This is a genomic window from Bacillus sp. PPSBB_2 (assembly GCF_045291115.1).
In the GTDB taxonomy this organism is placed as follows: Bacteria; Bacillota; Bacilli; order Bacillales; family Bacillaceae_G; genus Bacillus_A; species Bacillus_A cereus.
In genome coordinates, this window is record NZ_CP147983.1 from 5,373,594 (window position 1) to 5,397,895 (window position 24,302).

A 24,302-nucleotide genomic window follows, 5' to 3' on the forward strand; every position below is an offset into this window, starting at 1 on the left:
CATCATTTTTTTCCCAATGATTTGCTTATCTTATGTGTGCGTACGCTTAACAGCTTGCACATACTTTCGGACAGTCGCTACAGATACATTATATACATCTCCAAGCTCCGACTGTGTCATTTTATTTCCTTGTTCGCCGCGTACAATGTATTCAATCGCAGCTGACCAGCCGTACACATTTGTAAATATGTCTCCAGATGTATATAAACGTATGAACGTACAAAACCAAAAGTGTAAACACTCTTCAATTAATTCATCATCTTTTTTCGTATAATTGTATAATGCATCCGCGATTCTCGCGCACTGCTCAAATTGCTGTAAATCAGCTGGAATACTCTTATGACTATTAAGTAAAAAGAAGTACTTTGCAAGTTGTGATACGATGGGAACACCGTTCTTCGCTTGCGTTATATCAAAGAAGAATCCCACCTTCTCCGGCGTTGACAATTCATTCATTAAATATAAAGCTAGCATTTGTTCTTCTAGCGTCGCACTTTGCTGAAATGATTTTCGTAATTCTTCAAATAACACGTTTTGTCCTTCATCTGCTAAATTCAGCGCATTCCACGGTTCTTTTCCCTTTTTATCAGGATGCAATTCCACGACATATTGCCACATTTTTTCAGCTAGTTGCTGATCTTTCACCATATAAGCAGAATATGCAAACCAATAATAAAAACTAACGTCTCCCTCATATCCTTGACGCTTTAATAATTTGAACCATTTATATGCATGCTCGAAATAACCAATTGTTGCAAGTGTAGTTCCCAGTTTCAAACGATGTTCAAATGAAATCGGATATACCGAAACTAGCTGTCCCGCTAACGCTTCTACTTGTTTATGCTCTCCAATTGAATATAGAAAAATAAGCGTATTACAAAGCGCATGTATATTACCAGGATTTTTCTCTAAAATCATTTCTGTTAACTTCAGTGCTTTGTCTACATTACCAGATTGAAAATGTGCAATGGCTAAATTATTATGACCTGACCAAAATTCCGGATAATCTTTCGTAACAATTTCTAATGTAGCAATTGCTTCTTCCAATTGTCCATTACGAATATAACGATTCGCTTCTTCCTGCATAACAATTAAATCATCTTCATCTTCAATCTCTTCCGCACCCATTGCTTCTTCTTCCATAATCTCAAGAAGTTCTAATGTATCTTCTACGAATTCCTTCTCTTTTGCAACTTCTAAATAGCGATCCGCATATTTCTTCGCCTGTTGAAATAACCCCATATATGCATAATTATTTGCAATAAAATAATAGCACTGTTCAAGTTCTGGATTAGATCTAACTAACTTTAAGAAGATTTGATTCGATTCTTGATATTCACCAGCCTCAGATAATACTGATGCTAATTGACATAAAATAAACGGCTCCTTCTCACTTTGTGCCGCTCTTCGAAAATATTTAATTGCATCTTGCAATTTTTGTCCTTTGTAAGCTCTCATCCCTTTTTTATAAAAGAAGTCCGCTAATTGATTAAAAGAGATAACTTGTCCGTTCTCCTTATATATCCTTTGATTTTTCCCCATATATCCTCCAGTTTTTTGTTTTCTTCGTTCACACATTCTTCTATCTATAAGTATAAACGATTCCGTAAAAAACAAAACAGTATATTATACTCAATTATTTCCTTTTTATTCATAAAAAAAGAGAAGAAATGTTACATTTTCACCATGAACCTTCTCTGGCGGTCATTTGCTCTTTCGTATAAATAATACGCATTGGATTTCCACCTACGAAAGCACCGCTCGGTACATCTCTATGAACAAGTGTGCCAGCTGAGACAGTCGCACCGTCTCCAATTTTCACACCTGGTAATATTGTTACATTCGCTCCAATCATCACTTCATTTCCAATAACGATTTCCCCAAGTCGATATTCACGAATTAAATATTCATGTGCTAAAAGCGTTGTGTTATAGCCAATAATCGAATTCTCTCCCACAGTTATCTTTTCTGGGAACATAATATCCGGCATTACCATAAGCGCAAATGATGTTTTCTTTCCTACTTTCATCCGTAAAAAAGTGCGGTACAACCAATTCTTCACAGATAAAAATGGCGTGTAACGTGCAATTTGGATAATAATAAAGTTTTTCATTACCTTCCAAAAAGACACTGTTTTATACACATTCCATAATGAATTTTCTCCTGAAACAGGATAGCGCGTTGTCCGTCGCACTTAGCTCGCTCCTCTACTAACTTACTTGGACCTTTATGAACGGTTCATATTAGACAAAATCGGTAGCAAATCACTCATTTTATCTAGCATAAAGTCTGGCTTGTAAGCTTCTAAATAAGCTCTACCTTTCAACGTCCATGAAACCGCAGCTGTTTTCGTCCCCGCATTTTGACCACCGACAATATCATGATGATTATCCCCAACCATCAATGCTTCTTCTGGTTTTGCATCTAATAATTCAAGCGCTTTTTGAAGTGGCTCTGGATGTGGTTTCACATGCTCTACATCATCAATTGTCACGACAACATCAAAAAATTCATCAAGCTTTGACAACTGTAATCCCATCTCAACGGTTTGTCTCGCTTTCGTTGTAACAATACCCACTTTATAACCTTGCTTCTTCAACTCTCGAACTGTTTCATATACAGTTTCATATTCTTCTACTAATTCATCATGATAATCATGGTTAAATTTGCGATAGCTTGTAATCATCTCTTCAACCTTATTTTCATCAATCTTACTGAAAGTATCATGCAAAGATGGACCGATAAATGGCAACACATCTTCACGCTTATATTGATTTGGATAATATGTATTTAAAGTATGTAAAAAAGAAGAAATAATAAGTTCGTTTGTATTAATTAAAGTTCCATCTAAATCAAATAACACTGTATTTATTCTCATCGCCTTAGTCCTTTCGCCTTCCTGAATATGAAAGAAGCAGCATCTTATAATAAGATGCTACTTGTCTCTAATTTTCTAAATATCTTTTATCAGCTTGCCCCATTTTTCGTCTCACAATAATGAAAATAATAGAAATAACAACAAGTCCAATTGACATTACTTGTGCAATACGAAGTGGTCCTAGCATTAAACTATCTGTACGTAAGCCTTCTACGAAGAAGCGTCCTACTGAATACCAAATTAAATATGTGAAGAATAACTCCCCGCGACGTAAATTCACTTTTCTTAATGCAAGTAGTAAAATTACGCCTGCAAAATTCCATAATGATTCATATAAAAACGTCGGATGATAGTACACACCCTCAATATACATTTGATTAATAATGAAATCTGGTAAATGAAGACCTTCTAAAAACTGTCTCGTTACTTCATCACCATGCGCCTCTTGGTTCATAAAGTTTCCCCATCGGCCAATTGCTTGTCCTAGTAAAATACTTGGTGCAGCAATATCTGCCAACTTCCAGAAAGAAACCCCGCGTCGCTTCGCAAAAAGAACACCGGTAATAACAGCCCCGATCAAACCACCATGAATCGCCAAACCACCTTGACGAATATTAATAATTTGACTCGGATTTTGTGCGTAATATTCCCATTCAAAAATAACATAGTACATTCTCGCAAAAAGAATAGCGATCGGCACTGCAATTAATACAAGGTCAACAAATGTATCTTTTGGAATACCTAGCCTTTCTCCCTCGCGAGTTGCCAGCCAAAGACCTAATAGCACACCTGTACCGATAATAATCCCATACCAATACACAGGAAACGGCCCAAGTTGGATAGCTACACGGTCAAGCTGTGGTACAGAAGCTAACAGCATATGTATATGACCTCCCTCTCCAAAGTTTACTCCTGATTTCCTAACTCAATTGCACTCATTAATCGTTCAGAGAACTGCTGTGCTGCATTGACTCCCATACGTTTTAAACGGAAGTTCATCGCTGCTACTTCAATAATAACAGCCAAGTTTCGACCAGGACGAACTGGAAGTGTAATCTTCGTAAGTTCTGTATCAATAATCTTCATCTTCTCTTCATCAAGACCTAAGCGATCGTAATTTTTCTTTTGATCCCAAATTTCAAGATTAATAACAAGTGTAATACGCTTATAATTTCGCACTGCCCCTGCACCGAATAACGTCATAACGTTAATAATACCTAGACCACGAATTTCTAATAAATGCTCAATTAAATCTGGTGAACTTCCGACTAACATGTCTTCATCTTCTTGACGAATTTCTACACTATCATCCGCAACAAGGCGGTGACCACGCTTTACAAGCTCAAGAGCTGTCTCACTTTTACCAACACCACTTTGACCTGTAATTAAAACACCAACGCCGTAAATATCTACTAACACACCATGAACAGCAGTTGTTGGTGCTAACTTACCTTCTAAATAGTTTGTTAAACGACTTGATAATCTAGTTGTCGTTTGAGAAGAACGTAATAAAGGCATACCTGATTCACGTGATGCTTGTAATAACTCATCTGGTACATCTTGATTACGAGTTACAATAATACATGGCGTCTCCTCAGTACAAAGCGCTTTCATTCTCTCTTGTTTTTGCTCTGATGTTAACGTGTCAAAGAACGTAAGCTCCGTCTTTCCAAGAAGCTGCACACGATCTGCTGGATAATATGTAAAAAATCCTGCCATTTCAATTCCAGGTCGTGATAAATCACTTGTATCAATCGGACGATGAATGCCTTCTTCACCACTGATTAACTCCAATTGAAATTGTTCAATTAAATCTTTTGTCCTTACTTTCGGCATATGTATAAACCTCCACTCCGCTGCGGGTTCAGTCTCGTTTGATGTAAAATTCCATTCTATCGGATATTGTACCATTTTTTTCTGGAAACAAGAAATACGGTTTCTAATAAATAGAAAAAAACATTTCATACGAATAATGAAATGTTTTTCTTTTTGTCACTTTCTCTTTTTTTCATATAGAGGTTCAACAATTGCCTTTTCAATTATCATATTAAAAATTGAAATACAAATTGCCGCAACAATCGCTACACCAAATCCTGATATATTAAAAGCATCTCCTAATAATGAATCTGCTATTTTTAACGTAATCGCATTAATAACAATTAAGAAGAAGCCGAAAGTTACAACAGTAATTGGTAGCGTAATTAAAATTAAAAACGGCTTTACGAACACATTTAAAACCGCCAATATAATACTAGCAATAATTGCAGTTTGTATATTTGCTACGTAAAATGCATCTGGTGCAATCCCTTTTAAAAGTCCCGATACAGCGATTAACACAACGCTATTTACAAGAAGTGATACAATCCATCTCATTTCGTCACACATCCTTTTAAACATATATATTTCATCATACGCTAATAGATAATAAACGCAAGTATGATACGAACACTTATATCAACTTATTCTATCTTTCATGCTTGTATACCTACTAACACTTCCTCGCAAAATAAGGACCACACCATCTATGCTCATGTGTTTTTACAAAAGTCCAAGTGAAATCTTTATCTACAATATAGATATCGCCTTTATACATATCGTCTGTCTCCCGTAATATATCATCCATATGTAATAAACTCGCATCTTTTATTAGCAGTACATCTTCACAATGTTGATAGAATATATAGCAATCCTTTTTCACTTCATTATGAAACGCGTTTTCCGCTTCTTTACCCTCTAAACACTTCTTTTTCTCATAACTAAATATGTGCCATAGATAACCACATGCATACTTATCTCCATAAAGAAAAATATCTTCTTTTTCTTTATCACTTAAATGATTTGCAAAGTGATCCTCCCAGCGCTTGCGAAAATATACACCCCAACTTTGAAACTCTCTTACCTTCATATGTTTCTTCCTTAACACCTCTAAAAACTCCATCTTCTCCCCCTATACAATAAAAACCGAGCGTCATTTCCACTCGGTTTTCATCAATAAACTTATTGCGATAACTCTACTTCTTTTATTTTCTCTTTCATTCTTGCTTTATCACGATTTAAAATCTCTTTTAAATACTTACCTGTGTATGAGCGCTCTTCTTTCACTACTTGCTCTGGCGTTCCGGAAGCAACGATTTGTCCACCTTTATCTCCGCCCTCTGGTCCAAGGTCAACGATATAATCAGCTGTTTTAATTACATCTAAATTATGTTCAATTACAAGTACCGTCTCACCGCTCTCAACAAGACGTTGCAGCACTTCTAGAAGACGTGCAATATCATGCGCATGCAAACCAGTCGTTGGCTCATCTAAAATGTATAACGTACGACCTGTAGAACGACGGTGTAATTCAGAAGCTAATTTCACACGCTGTGCTTCCCCACCAGATAATGTTGTTGCTGGTTGACCTAATTTCATATAACCAAGCCCAACATCTACAAGCGTTTGAAGTTTACGCTTAATTTTAGGAATATTGGCGAAGAATTCTACTCCATCTTCAATTGTCATCCCTAACACTTCAGAAATATTCTTATCTTTATATTTCACTTCTAACGTTTCACGATTATATCGTTTACCGTGACAAACTTCACACGGAACATACACATCTGGTAGGAAATGCATTTCGATTTTAATAATTCCATCACCACGGCACGCTTCACAACGGCCACCTTTTACGTTAAAGCTGAAACGTCCTTTTTGATATCCGCGCACTTTTGCTTCATTCGTTTGTGCAAACACATCACGAATATCATCGAATACACCTGTGTACGTCGCTGGATTAGAACGTGGTGTACGACCAATTGGTGATTGATCAATATCAATTACCTTATCTAAATGTTCAAGACCTTTAATCTCTTTATGCGTACCTGGCTTCGCTTTCGCTTTATATAACTTTTGAGCTAACGATTTATATAGTACTTCATTAATCATCGTACTTTTACCAGAACCAGATACCCCTGTTACCGCTACAAACGTACCGAGTGGGAATGACATTTTCGCATTCTTTAAGTTATTCTCTTTTGCGCCGACAATCTCTACTTTACGTCCATCACCTTTACGTCTTTCAAGTGGAACTGGAATAAACTCTTTACCACTTAAATACTTCCCTGTTAATGAATTCTCATCTTGCATAACTTCAGCCGGCGTCCCCGCTGAAACGACCTGTCCACCATGAATACCTGCACCAGGCCCTATATCAAGTAAATAGTCAGCAGCCATCATCGTATCTTCATCATGTTCAACAACAATTAACGTATTGCCTAAATCACGCATTTCTTGCAATGTACGAATAAGACGATCGTTATCACGCTGGTGTAAACCAATTGAAGGCTCATCAAGAATATAAAGTACGCCAGTTAGACGAGAACCAATTTGCGTCGCTAAACGAATACGCTGCGCCTCACCACCTGATAAAGTTCCTGCGGCACGACTTAACGTTAAATAATCTAAACCAACGTTCACTAAGAACCCAACGCGCTCCTGAATTTCTCTTAAAATTAAATGAGCTATTTTTTGTTGCTTCTCCGTTAGCTCTACATTCGAGAAGAATTCTTGTACTTCTTGAACTGAATACTTCGTTACGTCAGCAATCGTTTTATTGCCAACAAATACAGCTAAACTCTCAGGCTTTAAGCGTCCACCTTTACACTTTGGACAAGCTTGTTCTGCCATATACTTTTCCATTTGCTCACGAATGTAATCAGAACTCGTTTCACGATAACGACGTTCAATGTTTGGAATAACACCTTCAAATAAAATCTCATTTTCCTTTACTTGACCAAATTCATTTACATAGCGGAAATAAACTTTCTCTTCCCCGCTTCCGTACAACACTTTATCAAATAAATCTTTCGGTATATCTTTTACAGGCATATCCATATCAACGCCGTAGTGATTACATACAGATTGTAAAAGTTGTGGATAGTATTGTGAACTTGTCGGTTCCCAAGGTGCAATCGCATGTTCATTTAATGATAAATCCCAGTTCGGGATAACAAGCTCTAAATCTACCTCTAGCTTTGAACCAAGTCCATCACAAGAAGGACATGCTCCGAACGGACTATTGAATGAGAACATACGCGGCTCTAATTCTCCAATTGAAAAACCACAATGCGGACAAGCGTGATGTTCACTAAACAGAAGTTCCTCTTCTCCCATAACATCGATTAACACTCGTCCCCCGCCAAGCTTTAATGCACTTTCAAGTGAATCAGCAAGACGGCTTGCGATCCCTTCTTTTACAACAATACGGTCAATTACAACTTCAATGGAATGCTTCTTGTTTTTATCTAACGCAATATCTTCAGATACATCAAGCATTTCACCGTCAACGCGAACACGAACATATCCTTGCTTCTTAATATCTTCAAGTACTTTTACATGCGCACCTTTACGCCCAGAAACGATAGGCGCTAACACTTGTAATTTCGTACGTTCAGGATATTCAAGAACACGGTCTACCATCTGCTCTACTGTTTGTGACGTAATTTCAATGCCATGATTCGGACAAATTGGCGTACCAATTCGTGCAAATAATAAACGTAAGTAATCATAAATCTCCGTTACCGTTCCAACAGTTGAACGTGGGTTACGACTCGTCGTTTTTTGATCGATTGAAATTGCTGGTGACAATCCTTCAATCGTGTCCACATCCGGCTTATCCATTTGTCCTAAAAACTGGCGCGCATACGCAGATAATGATTCTACGTATCTGCGCTGCCCTTCTGCATAAATCGTATCAAATGCTAATGATGATTTCCCCGAACCAGACAATCCCGTTACAACGACAAGCTGATTTCTCGGAATGGTTACATCAATATTTTTTAAGTTATGTGCTCTAGCACCTTTTACAACGATAAAATCCTTGCTCTTACTCACTTTTTTCACCCTTCCGCTTTTAATTCTAATAGTAAATCTCTTAGTTCAGCTGCACGCTCGAAGTCTAACGCTTTTGCTGCTTCTTTCATCTCTGCTTCCATCTTCGCAATTGTCTTTCCGCGCTCTTTTTTCGTCATTTTCTTAGCAGGAGTTGCTTCGTATGTTTCTGTCTCTTCAGCAGCTGTCGTTGCACGGATAACATCACGAACGCCTTTTTGAATCGTTTTCGGCGTAATACCATGCTCTTCATTGTAAGCTTCTTGTATACTACGACGACGCTTCGTTTCTTCAATCGCAATTCCCATAGATTTTGTTATACGATCTGCATACATAATAACGCGGCCGTTTTCATTACGCGCGGCACGACCGATTGTTTGAATTAATGAACGTTCTGAACGCAAGAACCCTTCCTTATCAGCATCTAAAATAGCTACAAGTGATACTTCCGGAATATCTAATCCTTCTCGCAATAAGTTAATGCCGACAAGTACATCAAATTTACCGAGGCGAAGATCGCGGATAATTTCAATACGTTCTAACGTTTTAATTTCAGAGTGAAGATAGTTAACTTTAATTCCTACATCTTTTAAGTAATCCGTTAAATCCTCTGACATTTTCTTCGTTAAAGTCGTAATTAATACACGTTCATTTTTTGCAATACGATCTTGAATCTCTCCTAATAAATCGTCAATTTGCCCTTCAATTGGTCGTATATCAATTGGTGGATCTAAAAGCCCTGTTGGACGAATAATTTGTTCTATTACTTCTGGCGACTGCTCTAACTCATACGGTCCTGGCGTTGCTGAAACATAAATAACTTGATTCGTTTTCTCTTCAAACTCATCGAATGTGAGCGGTCTATTATCTAAAGCTGACGGCAGACGGAATCCATGATCCACAAGCACTTGCTTACGCGCTTGGTCCCCGTTATACATCGCTCTTACTTGCGGTACTGATACGTGCGATTCATCCATAACGATTAAGAAATCTTTCGGGAAATAGTCTAATAGCGTATACGGCGTTGCCCCCGCTGGACGAAGTGTTAAATGACGGGAGTAATTTTCAATACCTGAACAAAATCCCATCTCGCGCATCATTTCTAAATCATAACGTGTACGCTGTTCTATACGCTGCGCTTCTAACAACTTGCCGTTATCATTTAATTCCTTTAAACGCTCTTCTAATTCTTTTTCGATATTTTCAATAGCGACCTTCATCTTTTCTTCACGTGTAACGAAGTGAGATGCTGGGAAGATTGCTACATGATCACGTTCTGCTAATACTTCACCTGTTAACGCATTTACTTCACGAATACGATCGATTTCATCACCGAAAAATTCGATTCGAATACAATGCTCATCAAGTGATGCCGGGAAGATTTCAACTACATCTCCTCGCACACGGAATGTACCACGCTTGAAATCAATATCATTACGTCCATACTGTACATCAACAAGTTCACGAAGCAATTGATTACGGTCTTTTTCCATACCAACTCGAAGCGAAACAACTAGCTCGCGGTATTCTTCTGGAGAACCTAAACCATATATACACGAAACACTCGCAACGATAATTACATCGTCCCGTTCAAATAATGCAGACGTTGCCGAGTGACGCAATTTATCAATTTCATCATTAATCTGCGCATCTTTTTCAATAAACGTATCTGTTTGTGGTACATACGCTTCTGGCTGATAATAATCGTAGTAACTAACAAAATATTCAACTGCATTATTCGGGAAAAAGTCTTTCAACTCACTATATAACTGCCCTGCTAACGTTTTATTATGAGCCATAACAAGTGTTGGCTTTTGCACTTCTTTAATGACATTTGAAATCGTAAATGTCTTACCCGTTCCTGTTGCTCCAAGCAACACTTGCTTTTTCTTTCCACTATTAATTCCCTCTACAAGCTTCTCTATAGCTACCGGCTGATCACCTTGCGGGGAATACGCTGAGACAATTTCAAATTGACGTTCCAAGAAAATCCGACCTCCTCATAAAAATCTGTATTATTATTTTACCACGAATACCTATAAAAAACCTAAAAAAACGAACAGATATTCGGTAAAGTTTTCGACAATATACACATAGAAAAAGGAAGGAGTAAATACTTCCTTCCTCTACTAATTCTATTTTTTAGATACATATACTAAGTCATATCCATTGCGCCCAGCTTCATTCATACAATCTGTTAACTGATAAGTACTTTCTGATTCGCGCAGCTCTTTAACAATACTTTTACAACTATCTTTATGTAATCCTTTATGGTCACCAGCAAACTTGTCTTGTCTACTATCTAACACATAAAGGATATCTTTCCCACTATGCTCTAACGTTTGAAAAACCGGGTCACCTTCATCGGTATACTGTACAATTCTTATTTTATCAACTTTCCCTTGATCAACGTTCCTAACGAACTGTTCGAATTTATCTAGATTGGAAGTTCCTGCTTCCTTTACAATGACATCATTCTTCTTATCAATTATAGTGCTAGATGGTGAACATGCTACTAAACTAAAGAGAAATAGACATATACAGCTGGTTCTTTTTTCTATTGTCATCCTCTCCTATAAAATTTATTTGTATACCAGAAAAGCTACTTTCAACTATGAAAGTAGCTTTTCTTTTCCTTTCTCCTTCTTCGGAAAAATCACATATGAAAATGAAATTGCTGTATCAACTAAAAATAAAATCGCCCACACTTGGCTCACGCGACTTGCAGCTTTATTTAAAACGATTCCCGATTCTAACCAATTACCCCATTGTTCAAATGGAATAAATCCATACGCGAAGAAAAAGAATATGTGCACACCAACGAATAAAACAAGATGTAATATCCAATTTTTTATTTCCTGCTTTGCATAGGCCATGCCTGTTAATTCTACCTGTTCTTCAATAATAGGCGCCGGTTCATTACGCCATTTCGCAACTGATTTTTGTACAAATATATCAAGCTTCTTTAAATCCTTTTTCCCGTAGAAAACTGCATATAATAAAATGATTACAGTAATGATTTGAAAGTTAGAGAACTTTCCTGTTTGATAATAGTCCACTACTCCTAAAGTTAAAATAAACACTTCATTTACGAGGAGTACAATCCCCATAATAAAACTCGCCTTTTTCAAACGGAATCCGTAGCGAAGTAAAAAGAAACCGATAGCTGATAACCAAAATACAATTTCTGCCCCAATTAAAAAATACCAACGATATTCTGCGAGTATACTCATTTATCCTTCTCCCTTTCATCATAAATACGAAAAGCCTCATCCATATATACTAAAAGTTCTTCTTCAATTGGATACATGCTCATTTTCTGTGAATCTTCCTTCGATTTTCTAACTTCCCATAACTTATCTAAAAACGCTTCGTCACCATTAGCCATTTCTAAACACTTCTGCATTAATTTCTTCGTTGCCCGTTGTACCTCATCACTTGCAGCGTCTTTACCTTCCTTCATAAAATTACGTAATTGCTTTAATAAATCTACCCATTCTAAAACATTCGGATCTTCTTCACTCATATTCGGCAAATTATGAAGCAACTTTTGTTCTTCCTTTGAAAATACTTCATTTTGAAATATTTCACGTATACGAGGAGACTGTTTCGAAAGCTGAATAAGTTCAAACATAACTTTCCAATCAAGTTCTCCCTCTACATCTACCGAATAAACAACCGCTTGTAAAACACGCTCCATTCGATTAAATTTCTTTTGTTCTTCCTGTACAAAGCGAAGTTGTTTTTCAAGCGAATTTTTTAAATCCAGCTCACCTTTTACTAACATATTCGCAACTTCTTTTAATGAAAATCCCATTTCTTTCAAAAATAAAATTTGTTGCAAACGAATAACGTCATTTTCACTATATAACCGATGTCCACCCTCTGTTTTTCCGCTCGGCTTTAATAAATCTATTTGATCATAATAACGTAGTGTACGTACTGTACCCCCTGTTTCTCTCGTCAATTGTTGTATTGAAATCACTACCATCACCTCTTCCCTTTCATTATAAAAGATGACGTTACGTAACTTTCAAGCGTTTTGTAAAAAAAATACAAAAAGCTGTTTATACAAAGTGTATAAACAGCTTTTATGGAAATAACCCCTTTTGTATGGCGCGCCCACAAAATAAAATAAGTGCTCCAACAACACTCGTTGCCGTTTTATGATAATGGGCTAATAATAATAAATAATACGATAAACCTACAGTACCAATCATAATACAAATGCTCGGCACTGGATTACGAGAAAAGTTTTGCATTCCCCAAAGAAGCGAAAATATAGCTGTAGCGACACATAACACCGGTAATCCCATCCCAGTTCCCCTTTTTCTATCTATTATTCTTTGTTGCTAACACGCTCGTTGATGCGATACTTATTAATAAACCAAAACCAATCCTTATATATTTAAACGTTTAATCTAATTGAAATCTCTCAAGCTTATCATTTATTTTCTCTCCCCTTACTCCAGCGTAAAGATTTCCTCCACCTTCACTCCAAAATATTTGGCGATTTTTAAAGATAACTCTAGACTCGGGTTGTAATGGTGGTTTTCAATCGCTACGATTGTCTGCCGCGTCACTTGCATCGCCTTTGCCATTTCAACTTGCGTTATATGATGTTGCTTTCTTAATTCTTTAATTTTATTTTTTACACCCATAGGATCCACCTTCAAAAGTAAAGATATCTTTACTTGAATTATAAATATTTTCCAGTTACAAGTAAAGATATCTTTACAAATTTTAGAAAAACATTTCATTGAACATCCACTCTAACAAAGTAAAAGAGTAATTCAATTTATATCAGCGATTTTTTAAATATATCAGCGCAACTTAAATTATATCGGCGATTTCCCAAATATATCAACGCAACTCCATTTATATCGGCGATTTTTCAAATATATCGACATCCGTAGCGCTACTATAATCATAAGAAAAAGCTGTCCCCAAATACCTTCGGGAACAGCTTTCTCCTCTACTACATAAATCCTAACGCATATACAAGAACGTATCCAAGAACCGATAAGCAAACCGAGCCAATCAGCCCTGCCACGAATGCTTTACTTCCTAATTTACGGAACGTTTTAAACTCTACATTTAAACCGAGCCCTGCCATCGCCATTGCGATAAGCATGTAAGCAAGAACAACAATGTATCCCGCAACAACTTCTGGAATAATCCCGAGTGAATGCACTGCACTCATCGCTAAGAACCCGAAAATGAACCATGGTATTGGAAGTTCGCGCCACGATTTCTTTTCTTTGCTACCTTCACTCTTACCAAACCATAGACCAATTAAAATCGCTACTGGCACAAGCATTGCTACGCGCGTTAACTTCACAATAACTGCGATGTCTACAGCAGTACTTCCTCCTGGCGCCGCAGCTGCGATGACATGAGCGATTTCATGAAGCGTCGCACCTGAGAATACACCATAACCGTACGGAGATAAACCAAGCACTGGATATAATAACGTATAAATAAGCGTAAATATGGTACCTAAAATCGCGATGATTGCTGCCCCAACTGCTGTTTCATCGTCCTTCGCTTTCACTTGCGGTGCAATTGCCACGACCGCGGCTGCGCCGCAAATTGCCGTACCGCATGCTGTTAAAATCCCAAGTTTCTTTTCTACTTTAAATACTTTCGTTAGTCCGTATACAACAAAAATAGTAAATGTAATAACAACCGCCGCGATGACCAATACTTTCGGTCCCGCCTTCGCAATATCAACAAGATTTAATCGCATTCCAAGTAAGATGATCCCAAAGCGCAGCAACTTCTTACTCGCAAAGTTCGTTCCTGCTATCGCCTCGTGAGGAACTCCAATTGCAGCGCGCCAAACCATCCCAATTAGAATAGCAATTACTAATTGTCCCATAATATTTAAAAATGGAAGCTCTGCTAAATATTTCGCGGCAATTGCGATTAATAATGTAATCCCAATTCCTTGCGAAAATCCAAAACGCTTCTTCTTTTGTATAACAAGTGTTTGTTCCATTTTGAACCACTCCAATAATCGTATTGGAACATGCATGTTCTTTCTACTTACATTATAAGAGAGTTTCTATAATAAGTTTAATACCAATACCAAATCTCTATCATCAGAAATACTTATGATAAGATGATAGAAAAAGAAAGGAGCCCATTATATGAACGTAGACATTTTAAAAATTTTTGTTACTGTCGTTGAACAGAAACACTTCTCCCGTGCAGCAGAATTATTAAACCTTTCACAGCCTGGAGTAAGTATGCATATACGCAACTTAGAAAACGAATTTGGCACTACGCTTATTCAACGCTCCCCGAAGCACGTCCAAGTTACTGAAGCTGGAAACATATTATATATACATGCAAAGCAAATGCTCTCTCTTTACGAAGATGCTAAACAAGAAATTAATGAACTACATAACGTTGTAACAGGAACACTTCGCATTGGTGCTAGTTTTACAATTGGCGAATACTTACTTCCAAAAATACTGGCTAACTATGCGAATGAAAATCCACACGTCGAAGTTCATACTTTCATCTCAAATACAGAAGACGTTTTGCAAAGCCTTCGCTCTAATCAAATTGATATCGGCCTAGTGGAAGGACAAGTCGTATACGCCGACGTAGATGTTGAAACATTTATGCAAGATGAAATGAAGCTCGTCGTCCCGCCAAATCATCCATTACTCCGCACAAATGAAATAAATGAAAGTACACTCCAAGATCAAGTATGGGTATTAAGAGAAAGTGGTTCTGGTACACGCGCTTATAGTGACCGCTTTATTCATCAACACCATTTAAAAATGAAACGATTCTTTACATTCAGTAGTATCCAAAGCGTAAAGGAAGCTGTTAGTGCCGGGCTTGGCATCGCTATCCTTTCTGATTGGACTGTACGGAAAGAGCTATTAGCAAAAGAACTATTCCACGTCGAAGTTCCAAATGAACAACTAATCCGTCCGTTTTCCATCGTGCGCGGTAAATATTTCATTCCATCTAAAGCCATTCAAGTGTTCTTAAATCATGTAGATTCTTTTGCGAAAAAACAGAGTTGACCTTCACATTAGTGTGAAGGTTTACAATACATGTAAAAGGAGTGAAATACATTGCGAATTGGAGAATTATCAAAAGAAACTGGCGTTAGTGAAAGATCACTAAGACATTACGAAGAAAAGGGCTTACTCCCTACTAAGCGCCTTGCAAATGGTTACCGTGATTTTGATGAAAGTGCCATCGAAAAAGTGGAGCTTATTCAAATGTACTTACAAATTGGCTTAAATTTAGAAGAGACGGCAAGGATGCTGCGCTGCCTTGAAATTGAACCGCACCTGTACGACAATCCGTGTAGCAGTATCCTTACGCTTTACGAAGATAAACTCAATGAAGTAACAAAGCAAATCACATTACTTTCCAACATCCAAGCGAATTTGCAAAAACACGTTTCACTCCTAAAACATGCAAAAGAAAAGGAGTGATTACATGTTTGTTATACATGGCAGTTCAAGACAAAACGGAAATACAGAAGCTTTAACACATATGATGATAGAGGACATTGAAACAGAACAAATTTATTTGCGTGATCATACCGTCTATCCTATTACAGACCAACGTCATGATGCAGAAGGATTCCAATCCGTAAATGATGACTATGAGCAGTTAACCAAACGCATGCTAGAGCACGACACGATTATCTTTGCTACACCATTATATTGGTACGGAATGAGTGGACATATGAAAAACTTTGTTGATCGCTGGTCACAAAGCTTGCGCGATACATCTCTTCATTTCAAAGAAAAAATGAAAGGCAAAAAAATGTATGTTGTCATCGTTGGCGGGGATAATCCAAAGCTAAAAGCATTACCGCTTATTGCTCAATTCCAATATATCTTTGATTTTGTTGGTTCTTCATTTGAAGGTTATGTTATTGGAGATGCGAATGGACTGGATGAAATTAAAAACGATGCTGAGGCGCTGGCAAAAGCACAATTGTATAATAATAAATTTAAAAATAGCGAACAGAAATAAGTTTGACAAACTATTTAGACTTAGCGACGCAAGAAGAATTAGAAACCATGTTACAAGAATATCCTGGCACAATACTTTTCATTAGCCATGACCGTGCCTTTATTCGCTCTGTTGCAGACCATATTCTACACGTAGATGAGAATGAACCAAGAATCTTCCACGGTAATTACGAGCAATACACAAAAAGAACCACCGGAGATTCTGTAAACGTTACTGAGCAAGAAATGTTACGATTACAAACAAAATTAACAGAAGTCATCGGCCGGATTTCCATTCCAAATCATCACGATGACATCACATCTCTCGAACAAGAATACGCAAAATTATTAACTCAAATTCAAAAATGTAAAGAAGCACTCTAATGTCTTCCCTATATATCGACGGGGCATTCCACATTTCCCAAGAAATATTGAATCTTCGACATAGAATACAAAAAGCCGTGCATCAGCACGGCTTTTCATTTTAGATACGGACAGCAGTCCCGCTCACAGCAACCATTAGCATTCCTTCGCGAACTACCTCGTAATCCACGTCGATACCAACAATTGCATTTGCATTTTTTTGTCTTGCGAAAGTTTTCATTTCTTCCATTGCGATGTCGCGTGCTTCTTTTAATTTACTTTCATAAGCACCCGCACGACCGCCGACAACGTCACGGACGGAGGCGAAAAGGTCACGAACGATATTCGCGCCCATAATCGCTTCTCCATTGACAATATCGATGTACTCAATAATTTCTTTTCCTTGAATTGTAGACGTTGTTGTTACAATCATACTTTATAGCCTCCCATATGAGATTTTTACCTACTTATGGTGCACTAATTCTGTACAAATTATATTTACGAACTAAACTGAGCTTCGTATAACCTACTGTATCCTCCACCTTGCTCAATTAATTCATTATGTGAACCTTGTTCTGCAATACCATCTTTATTTACAACGACGATGCGATCTGCATTTTTAATCGTTGCAAGTCTGTGAGCGATAACTAATGTTGTACGGCCAACAGATAGCTCCGCAAGCGATTTTTGAATCGCAAGTTCTGTCTCTGTATCTAATGCAGAAGTTGCTTCATCCAATATTAAAATTGGAGGGTTTTTCAAGAACATACGAGCAATAGCTAGACGCTGCTTTTGTCCACCTGAAAGTTTCACGCCGCGCTCACCGATAACAGTATCTAAACCGTCCGGCTGTGAGTAAATTAAATCTTCTAATTGCGCACGTTTTACTGCCTGCCAAATTTCAGCTTCTGATGCTTTTAAATTTCCGTAAGCGATATTTTCACGAATTGTTCCTGAGAATAAGAACACGTCTTGCTGCACAATTCCAATTTGCTTACGAAGTGAAGATAATGTCATATCTTTCGTATCAATTCCATCAATTTGAATCGATCCAGATGATTGTTCATAAAAACGTGGTAATAGGCTACATAACGTCGTTTTCCCAGCTCCTGATGGTCCAACGAACGCAACTGTTTCACCTGCATGTATTTTCAAACTAATGTCATTTAAAATCGGTTCTTTGTTTTCATATCCAAACGTAATGTTGTTATATTGAATATCACCGTGTACATGCTTCACTTCCATTGCATCTTTAGAGTCTACAATGTCAGGCTCTGTTTCAAGAAGCTCTACATATCTTTTAAAACCGGCGATTCCTTTCGGATAGCTTTCGATTACCGCGTTAATTTTTTCAATTGGGCGGAAGAAAATATTCGTTAATAGAACGAATCCGATAAATCCACCGTACGTTAATTCTCCTTGCAGCACAAACCATGTACCGCATATTAAGACGAAGAGCGTTACGAGACGCATGAGCATATAACTAATCGACGAATTTAACGCCATAATTTTATACGCCATTAATTTTGTTGTACGGAAACGAGCGTTGTTAACAGCAAATTGCTCTTTCTCAAACTTTTCATTTCCGAATGCTTGTACAACGCGAATACCACCAACATTGTTCTCAATGCATGCATTAAAATCAGCAACGTCTGAGAATAAACGTCTAAATGTACCTGTCATTTTTTTATTAAAGTAAAGTGCTAACCATAATAGGAATGGAATGACGAAGAACGTTAATAACGCTAACTTCCAGTTGATCATCATCATAAATGAGAATGCCCCAACTAAAGTCATTACGGCGATAAATAGATCTTCTGGTCCATGGTGAGCAATTTCCCCAATTTCCATTAAATCGTTTGTAAGGCGTGAAATTAAATGACCTGTTTTATTATTATCAAAAAATCTGAATGATAGCTTTTGAATATGATCAAATAATTTCTGCCTCATATCTGTTTCAATGTTAACACCAAGCATATGTCCCCAATATGTAACGACATATTGTAAGCCTGCATTTAACATATAAACTGCGAGTAAACCGAAACAAGCCCATAAAATAAGCGTCCAGTTTTGCCCTGGCAATAACTTATCAATAAATTGATTTACGATAAGCGGGAAGCCGAGTTCTAATAATCCTGCGACAACCGCACAAGAAAAGTCGAGTATAAATAAACCTTTATACGGTTTATAGTACGAGAAAAATTTACGCAGCATATCTTACCTCCATTTTCCAAAATTAAAAAGACTCCCTAAATGATAACCATTATCAAATAATTATTCAAGTTATCCGTCTATGAAACTGAAAATAAGCTTTGCGATAGTTGTCGTTTTTTGCTGGAAAGTCGATATATTCGAATAATCCCCGATATATTTCGAGTTGCGCTGATATATTTGCAAAATCGCCGATATATTTCAAGTTGCGCTGATATATTCGGAAAATCGCCGATATAAATTTCATTTACTAACTACTCTCCCATCTCCCAAAAACAAAAAAGGTACCACCACAAGGTGATACCATTCCTTCTATTACATCGCTTCCGAATCCCACTCATGCTCCTGTTCAACGAATACAATACCTAATTCGTGATGTCCACCAGCATATAATGCAGTTTGTGCAAGACGAAGCTCACCATTTGTATCTAATACTTCTAATTTACAAAATGCTCCTGTCGTCTTCGTTTGAAGCGCATCATAAAATTCCTCGGCGCTTTTTGGAATGACTCCATTTACTTTCGTAATAATTTCTCCAGGCAGTAATTTCAGCTCTGCTCCAATTGTATTTGGAATTGTATCTAGTACAACGAGCCCATCATTGCGTGCAGCAAAATACGCTGGTCTTGTTTCATCGGCAATTTTTTCTTGCATCGAAATTGTGAAACGCCCAAGCATAGCGACTCCCATCGCGATAATTGCAAGTACATGCCACCAGTAACTTGCGATTCCTAAAACGAGCACAAGTCCTGCTAACCCATAAACACGTCTTCCTGTAAATAATAAAGCTTCCGTCGGCTCATAACTTTTAATATTTCTCATAAATCCAATTAAAAATGGAACGAGGAATAGAGAATATGTATTTGAACCTATTGAAACGACAGGCCACCATGAAATAAACTGCGTTACCGCATCACCCGGTACAAGAATAAAAATAGGAACGATCCATAAACGCTTTGATTCGTGTAAACCAATCTTTAATCCACGCTTCCCCTGCCTAATCCTCGGCGTCGAATATCCTACTGCATTTTTAGAAATCAATAAGCCTTCTACAATAAGCATAACGCCTAGTAAAATAACAAGGGATACAATGGTACTCTCTTCACCTTCTCGAAGCTGTAAAAAGGAAACTGGTAGCTTAGAAGATAATAGAACACATACGATCGCAATGCTAAATGTATAAGCCGCCGATAAACATCGATACATAGCCGTTAATCCAAATAGTAACGTCCAAATTAAAATGGCCCATAAGCTTGCTTTAGAAACAACAAGTCCAAGCCCAATCGTAATAATAGATACTACTAATCCGTATCCAATCCCTGCAAATAGAGAGGTTCGCAGTTCAAACCAAATATCACAAACTTTAAAAGAAAAATCTTTTCGTTCTCTTAACATACGTAAGTATCCAACGAAGATACTACTTATTACAAATATATAGACAGCAGGGTGTAAGAAAAAACGTCCAACTGCCCGCATTATTTCAAAAATCCACGCCTCCACGAACTCATTCACCACCATTTATATCATTCTTTCTTTTTATATTATCATAACTAAACAAACGTTTGTTTAACACAAAAAAATACAGGCAGCAAACTGCCTGTATTTCTTCTTATTTTGCCATTAATTTTAATGCTGACTGTAATTGTAAATCATTTTCTCCAGAACGGATTTTTTCAATAATTTTAGTTTGAATCGCTTCAGCTGTCTTTTTATCAAGCTGTCCTGTCGCTTCCATTTCATTTGCATTTTGGAATGCTTTCAAAGCCGATTCTGTCTCTTTACTAAAGTATCCATCTTCACGACCTGGTACATAACCTAAGCTCTTAAGCATTTCCTGAGCATGTTTTACTTGTACATCATTTGAATTGTATGAAAGTGTTTTTTCAATTTGAATTGGTGTCGCATGATAATAATTTGGTTGCTTCACTTCTACTGTTGGCGCGATTCCTTTCTTATGAATCCAGTTCCCATCCGGCGTTAACCATTTAAACATCGTTAATTTAATGTTGCTGCCGTCTTTAAATGGAACAGCTTGCTGGACAGTACCTTTACCAAATGTCTTTTCACCAATTAAATCGTATCCTTCTCCTTCTTTTAGCGCACCCGCTAAAATCTCTGAAGCAGAAGCACTTCCATTATCAATTAATACTGAAATTGGATATGGTTTTCTCTCTTTCAGTTCCGTAGAGAATTTCTTCTTCTCACCATTTCGCTGCTCTACTTGTAGCATCGGCTTTTTATTCGTCATAATTTCCCCTAGTATATCTTCTACACTATTTAAGTAGCCACCAGGATTACCACGCACGTCAATAACTAAGCCTTTTATATTTTTCTTCTCTAACTCTTTTAACTGATCCTTAAATTCTTTCGCTGTATTTTCAGCAAAAGAAGTGATTTGCATATAACCGATATCTTTTCCGCTCTCTTGCTTCACAGAACTAAACACTGTAAAGATCGGAATCTTTTCACGCTTAATTTTAAATACAATCGGATCAGTTACTCCCGCACGTTTAATTTCAATTGTGACAGTCGTTCCCTTTTTACCACGAATTTTTAATACTGCTTCTTCACGTGATAAGTCTTTCACACTGTTTCCATCTACAGATAAAATTTGGTCATTCGGTTTAATTCCTATCTTTTCTGCTGGTGAACCTTTAATTGGCGATACGATAATAAGCTTACCGTCCGTCTTGTTCACCTCAGCCCCAATCCCCTCTAATTCGGGATCAAGCGATTCACTAAACTGTTTGGCTGTTTCTTTATCCATATACGTGGAATAAGGGTCCTTCAGCGTAGACAACATACCTTGTATTGCACCTTCAACTAACTTTTCATCTTTCACGTCTTCCACATAACGTGAATCAATTAGTGCATACGCCTCATTAATTTTTGCCAAATTCCCTTGCGCAGTGCTAGCATTCCCACTCGAAATTGTTTGCGTTACTTCTGATGGGTTAACCCCAAATACAGACATGCCTGCAAACATTCCGCCAGCACCAATTAAAAATGCAACAACCATTCCAATAATTGCAACTCTACGTTTCAATGCGGAATTCCCCTTTCCAAAACACACAGGTGGTGTAGCAAAAGGCATCACACAGTGTGTGATGCCTTTACCTATTTCTACTATATGATAAGCTTGTACGAATTATGTTTGCAACTTTTTATACTTTTAAGAAGCGACGAATTGACATTACACTTCCCCACATACCGATTAAAGCACCGATTAACACTAGTAAACCAGCTAATTGGAATACGAACGGACTGTATGGTAGAAGCTCGAAAATTGTTCCGCCAAGTTTTTCATTAAACACACCTTGCAACGAATTATACGTAATTAGAATTAGGCCAATTGGAATAATTGATCCTAATACTCCTAAGAATAATCCCTCTAGCAAGAATGGCCAACGAATAAACCAGTTTGTTGCACCAACAAGTTTCATAATTTCAATTTCTGTACTACGAGCATAAATTGTAATTTTAATTGTATTAGAGATTAAGAACATCGCTGTGAATAAAAGACCAGCAATTAACGCAATCCCAATGTTACGACCAGTTTTTACAGTATCAAATAATCGTTCAACTTGTCCTTTTCCGTACTGAACATTACTAACAAACTGCATTTTTTCAACCTTCTTCGCGATTGTCGCTGTATCGGTTGGTTCTTTTGCTTTTACAACGAATACGTTTTTAAGTGGGTTATCTTGTTCAAATAACTCAAACGTTTTTCCACTATCACCTAAGCTTTTAATTAAACGTTTTAACTCTTCTTCTTTAGAAGAATATTTAATAGAATCTACTTTTGCAATCTTACTCATATCTTCTTCTAATTTCTTTTGATCCGCTTCTTTTGCAGCTGGATCAATGTGTACACGAATCTCTACATCTTGCTCTACTTTCGTCGCAAAATGGTTCATATTCATAATCGCTGTTAAAAAGACACCTACAAGTAATAATGTAACTGTTACTGCACTAACAGAAGCAAATGTCATCCATCCGTTACGTGATAGATTCTTTACACCTTCTCGCAAATGTCGACTAAGGGTCTTAGCCTTCATATCCGTATCCTCCCTCAATCTCATCTCGAACAATTTTTCCGCCTTCAATCGCGATTACACGATGACGGATTGTATTTACGATATCTGCATTATGCGTCGCCATAACAATCGTTGTGCCGCGCTCATTAATGCGAGTAAAAATATTCATAATATCAAGAGCTGTTTCAATATCTAAGTTACCTGTTGGCTCATCGGCAATTACAACCTTTGGTCTATTTACAATTGCTCTTGCAATAGCCACACGTTGTTGCTCCCCGCCCGAAAGCTCACTTGGAAGTGCGTCTGCACGATCTTCAAGGCCTACAAGACCTAGAACTTCTGTTACACGCTCACGAATTGCATCCGGTTCTTCTTCAATTACTTCTAAAGCAAACGAAACATTCTCATATACCGTTAACTTAGGTAGCAATTTGAAATCTTGGAAAATCACGCCTAATTGACGACGAAAATACGGAACGTCTCTTTCTGCCAATGTTTCGATAGTAAGTCCATTTACATTAATAGATCCTGTAGATGGTTTCTCTTCACGATACATCATTTTAATAAATGTAGATTTTCCGGCTCCACTCGGTCCAACTACGTATACGAATTCACCTTGTTTAATGTTAACTGTAAGACCAGCAATGGCTTTCATACCATTCGGGTACTCCTTATAAACATTCGTCATTTTTATCATTATTTATCACCCAATACTTAATGATTTTTTTCGAAATACTTTTCTGTACATCTGAAAACAAAAGACATCCTTCATTTTCATTTAGTCATCCTTGTTGAAGATAGTTTACTTATGCTTTCTCATAAGCAATACCACTCTATGTAATATATTTCAGCAAAATTCTACAAACCCCATTGTAACATCAAACGGTTTCCAATTTGGATACATTTTTGTTACAGTTATGTTACATACCAGAAAAAAGGAAAACGAGT

General features: G+C 37.3%; 25 protein-coding genes. 4 read left to right on the top strand and 21 right to left on the bottom strand.

The annotated features are described in order from the left end of the window. Window positions 1-30 precede the first annotated feature (30 nt). From V6946_RS27370 to V6946_RS27440, 15 genes are all read right to left on the bottom strand, one after another. Complete coding sequence (locus tag V6946_RS27370) at window positions 31-1,542, bottom strand: lipopolysaccharide assembly protein LapB (protein ID WP_000517720.1); 1,512 nt, start codon at window positions 1,540-1,542, stop codon at window positions 31-33. Window positions 1,543-1,681: 139 nt separating this feature from the next. Next, window positions 1,682-2,194, bottom strand: coding sequence for a DapH/DapD/GlmU-related protein (locus tag V6946_RS27375; RefSeq protein ID WP_001255070.1), 513 nt, complete (start codon window positions 2,192-2,194; stop codon window positions 1,682-1,684). Window positions 2,195-2,227: 33 nt separating this feature from the next. Next, entirely contained in the window at window positions 2,228-2,878 is a 651-nt protein-coding gene (gene ppaX / locus V6946_RS27380) for a pyrophosphatase PpaX (RefSeq protein ID WP_006918459.1), read from the bottom strand. A gap of 67 nt (window positions 2,879-2,945) precedes the next feature. After that, complete coding sequence (lgt, locus tag V6946_RS27385; protein WP_000922850.1) at window positions 2,946-3,758, bottom strand: prolipoprotein diacylglyceryl transferase; 813 nt, start codon at window positions 3,756-3,758, stop codon at window positions 2,946-2,948. A gap of 26 nt (window positions 3,759-3,784) precedes the next feature. Further along, a complete protein-coding gene (gene hprK / locus V6946_RS27390; protein WP_001127250.1) occupies window positions 3,785-4,714 on the bottom strand; it encodes an HPr(Ser) kinase/phosphatase in 930 nt (309 codons plus the stop codon). Between the two features lie 156 nt (window positions 4,715-4,870). Continuing rightward, a complete protein-coding gene (locus tag V6946_RS27395; protein ID WP_001267308.1) occupies window positions 4,871-5,251 on the bottom strand; it encodes a phage holin family protein in 381 nt (126 codons plus the stop codon). 115 nt (window positions 5,252-5,366) lie between these two features. Beyond that, window positions 5,367-5,816 carry a DUF4275 family protein gene (locus tag V6946_RS27400; RefSeq protein WP_006918453.1) on the bottom strand — a complete coding sequence of 150 codons (450 nt, stop codon included), beginning with the start codon at window positions 5,814-5,816 and terminating at the stop codon, window positions 5,367-5,369. A gap of 59 nt (window positions 5,817-5,875) precedes the next feature. Beyond that, a complete protein-coding gene (gene uvrA, locus V6946_RS27405) occupies window positions 5,876-8,752 on the bottom strand; it encodes an excinuclease ABC subunit UvrA (RefSeq protein WP_000045561.1) in 2,877 nt (958 codons plus the stop codon). Window positions 8,753-8,757: 5 nt separating this feature from the next. Next, entirely contained in the window at window positions 8,758-10,734 is a 1,977-nt protein-coding gene (uvrB, locus tag V6946_RS27410) for an excinuclease ABC subunit B (protein ID WP_006918451.1), read from the bottom strand. A gap of 150 nt (window positions 10,735-10,884) precedes the next feature. Beyond that, the gene (locus tag V6946_RS27415; RefSeq protein ID WP_006918449.1) at window positions 10,885-11,316 is read right to left on the bottom strand and encodes a DUF4362 domain-containing protein; all 432 of its coding nucleotides are present in this window, start codon (window positions 11,314-11,316) and stop codon (window positions 10,885-10,887) included. Between the two features lie 45 nt (window positions 11,317-11,361). Further along, the gene (locus tag V6946_RS27420; protein ID WP_006918447.1) at window positions 11,362-11,982 is read right to left on the bottom strand and encodes a hypothetical protein; all 621 of its coding nucleotides are present in this window, start codon (window positions 11,980-11,982) and stop codon (window positions 11,362-11,364) included. Beyond that, window positions 11,979-12,740, bottom strand: coding sequence for a MerR family transcriptional regulator (locus tag V6946_RS27425; RefSeq protein WP_366981904.1), 762 nt, complete (start codon window positions 12,738-12,740; stop codon window positions 11,979-11,981). The genes V6946_RS27420 and V6946_RS27425 overlap by 4 nt, the downstream gene beginning before the upstream one ends. Before the next feature lie 100 nt (window positions 12,741-12,840). Continuing rightward, window positions 12,841-13,065: a hypothetical protein gene (locus V6946_RS27430; RefSeq protein ID WP_006918445.1), complete on the bottom strand. Its 225-nt coding sequence runs from the start codon at window positions 13,063-13,065 to the stop codon at window positions 12,841-12,843. A gap of 147 nt (window positions 13,066-13,212) precedes the next feature. Beyond that, a complete protein-coding gene (locus V6946_RS27435; RefSeq protein WP_000538359.1) occupies window positions 13,213-13,410 on the bottom strand; it encodes a helix-turn-helix transcriptional regulator in 198 nt (65 codons plus the stop codon). Window positions 13,411-13,727: 317 nt separating this feature from the next. Then, entirely contained in the window at window positions 13,728-14,750 is a 1,023-nt protein-coding gene (locus V6946_RS27440) for a YeiH family protein (protein WP_006918442.1), read from the bottom strand. A 151-nt stretch (window positions 14,751-14,901) separates the two neighbouring features. Between V6946_RS27440 and V6946_RS27445 the strand changes: the two genes are divergently transcribed. From V6946_RS27445 to V6946_RS27460, 4 genes are read left to right on the top strand one after another with little or no spacing between them, the layout of a single operon-like run. After that, window positions 14,902-15,795: a LysR family transcriptional regulator gene (locus V6946_RS27445; protein ID WP_001099987.1), complete on the top strand. Its 894-nt coding sequence runs from the start codon at window positions 14,902-14,904 to the stop codon at window positions 15,793-15,795. Between the two features lie 51 nt (window positions 15,796-15,846). Beyond that, window positions 15,847-16,215: a MerR family transcriptional regulator gene (locus tag V6946_RS27450; protein ID WP_006918438.1), complete on the top strand. Its 369-nt coding sequence runs from the start codon at window positions 15,847-15,849 to the stop codon at window positions 16,213-16,215. A 4-nt stretch (window positions 16,216-16,219) separates the two neighbouring features. After that, window positions 16,220-16,765, top strand: coding sequence for a flavodoxin family protein (locus tag V6946_RS27455; RefSeq protein WP_000497611.1), 546 nt, complete (start codon window positions 16,220-16,222; stop codon window positions 16,763-16,765). Window positions 16,766-16,767: 2 nt separating this feature from the next. After that, a complete protein-coding gene (locus V6946_RS27460) occupies window positions 16,768-17,127 on the top strand; it encodes a hypothetical protein (RefSeq protein ID WP_002025051.1) in 360 nt (119 codons plus the stop codon). Between the two features lie 100 nt (window positions 17,128-17,227). Here the strand turns inward: V6946_RS27460 and V6946_RS27465 are convergent, their stop codons facing one another. The 6 genes from V6946_RS27465 to ftsE form a co-directional block, all read right to left on the bottom strand. Continuing rightward, window positions 17,228-17,539: a heavy metal-binding domain-containing protein gene (locus V6946_RS27465; protein ID WP_000637523.1), complete on the bottom strand. Its 312-nt coding sequence runs from the start codon at window positions 17,537-17,539 to the stop codon at window positions 17,228-17,230. Between the two features lie 65 nt (window positions 17,540-17,604). Next, window positions 17,605-19,320 carry an ABC transporter ATP-binding protein gene (locus tag V6946_RS27470; RefSeq protein WP_000944620.1) on the bottom strand — a complete coding sequence of 572 codons (1,716 nt, stop codon included), beginning with the start codon at window positions 19,318-19,320 and terminating at the stop codon, window positions 17,605-17,607. Between the two features lie 312 nt (window positions 19,321-19,632). Then, window positions 19,633-20,835 carry a PDZ domain-containing protein gene (locus V6946_RS27475; protein WP_366981905.1) on the bottom strand — a complete coding sequence of 401 codons (1,203 nt, stop codon included), beginning with the start codon at window positions 20,833-20,835 and terminating at the stop codon, window positions 19,633-19,635. A 91-nt stretch (window positions 20,836-20,926) separates the two neighbouring features. After that, complete coding sequence (locus V6946_RS27480) at window positions 20,927-22,411, bottom strand: S41 family peptidase (protein ID WP_366981908.1); 1,485 nt, start codon at window positions 22,409-22,411, stop codon at window positions 20,927-20,929. A 70-nt stretch (window positions 22,412-22,481) separates the two neighbouring features. Continuing rightward, complete coding sequence (gene ftsX / locus V6946_RS27485) at window positions 22,482-23,375, bottom strand: permease-like cell division protein FtsX (RefSeq protein ID WP_000645027.1); 894 nt, start codon at window positions 23,373-23,375, stop codon at window positions 22,482-22,484. Continuing rightward, a complete protein-coding gene (gene ftsE, locus V6946_RS27490; RefSeq protein WP_000594321.1) occupies window positions 23,365-24,051 on the bottom strand; it encodes a cell division ATP-binding protein FtsE in 687 nt (228 codons plus the stop codon). Before ftsE ends, ftsX begins: the two co-directional genes overlap by 11 nt. Window positions 24,052-24,302: the final 251 nt, after the last annotated feature.

What these genes read in the sequence shown, in the direction of transcription:
- V6946_RS27435 (WP_000538359.1), bottom strand. Translation starts at nt 13,410, where the DNA reads ATGGGTGTAAAAAATAAAATTAAAGAATTAAGAAAGCAACATCATATA.
- lgt (WP_000922850.1), bottom strand. Translation starts at nt 3,758, where the DNA reads ATGCTGTTAGCTTCTGTACCACAGCTTGACCGTGTAGCTATCCAACTT.
- V6946_RS27395 (WP_001267308.1), bottom strand. Translation starts at nt 5,251, where the DNA reads ATGAGATGGATTGTATCACTTCTTGTAAATAGCGTTGTGTTAATCGCT.
- V6946_RS27400 (WP_006918453.1), bottom strand. Translation starts at nt 5,816, where the DNA reads ATGGAGTTTTTAGAGGTGTTAAGGAAGAAACATATGAAGGTAAGAGAG.
- V6946_RS27465 (WP_000637523.1), bottom strand. Translation starts at nt 17,539, where the DNA reads ATGATTGTAACAACAACGTCTACAATTCAAGGAAAAGAAATTATTGAG.
- V6946_RS27480 (WP_366981908.1), bottom strand. Translation starts at nt 22,411, where the DNA reads ATGCCTTTTGCTACACCACCTGTGTGTTTTGGAAAGGGGAATTCCGCA.
- V6946_RS27420 (WP_006918447.1), bottom strand. Translation starts at nt 11,982, where the DNA reads ATGAGTATACTCGCAGAATATCGTTGGTATTTTTTAATTGGGGCAGAA.
- hprK (WP_001127250.1), bottom strand. Translation starts at nt 4,714, where the DNA reads ATGCCGAAAGTAAGGACAAAAGATTTAATTGAACAATTTCAATTGGAG.
- V6946_RS27445 (WP_001099987.1), top strand. Translation starts at nt 14,902, where the DNA reads ATGAACGTAGACATTTTAAAAATTTTTGTTACTGTCGTTGAACAGAAA.
- V6946_RS27430 (WP_006918445.1), bottom strand. Translation starts at nt 13,065, where the DNA reads ATGGGATTACCGGTGTTATGTGTCGCTACAGCTATATTTTCGCTTCTT.
- ftsE (WP_000594321.1), bottom strand. Translation starts at nt 24,051, where the DNA reads ATGATAAAAATGACGAATGTTTATAAGGAGTACCCGAATGGTATGAAA.
- V6946_RS27470 (WP_000944620.1), bottom strand. Translation starts at nt 19,320, where the DNA reads ATGCTGCGTAAATTTTTCTCGTACTATAAACCGTATAAAGGTTTATTT.
- V6946_RS27440 (WP_006918442.1), bottom strand. Translation starts at nt 14,750, where the DNA reads ATGGAACAAACACTTGTTATACAAAAGAAGAAGCGTTTTGGATTTTCG.
- ftsX (WP_000645027.1), bottom strand. Translation starts at nt 23,375, where the DNA reads ATGAAGGCTAAGACCCTTAGTCGACATTTGCGAGAAGGTGTAAAGAAT.
- V6946_RS27370 (WP_000517720.1), bottom strand. Translation starts at nt 1,542, where the DNA reads ATGGGGAAAAATCAAAGGATATATAAGGAGAACGGACAAGTTATCTCT.
- V6946_RS27475 (WP_366981905.1), bottom strand. Translation starts at nt 20,835, where the DNA reads ATGGTGGTGAATGAGTTCGTGGAGGCGTGGATTTTTGAAATAATGCGG.
- V6946_RS27415 (WP_006918449.1), bottom strand. Translation starts at nt 11,316, where the DNA reads ATGACAATAGAAAAAAGAACCAGCTGTATATGTCTATTTCTCTTTAGT.
- V6946_RS27425 (WP_366981904.1), bottom strand. Translation starts at nt 12,740, where the DNA reads ATGGTAGTGATTTCAATACAACAATTGACGAGAGAAACAGGGGGTACA.
- ppaX (WP_006918459.1), bottom strand. Translation starts at nt 2,878, where the DNA reads ATGAGAATAAATACAGTGTTATTTGATTTAGATGGAACTTTAATTAAT.
- V6946_RS27455 (WP_000497611.1), top strand. Translation starts at nt 16,220, where the DNA reads ATGTTTGTTATACATGGCAGTTCAAGACAAAACGGAAATACAGAAGCT.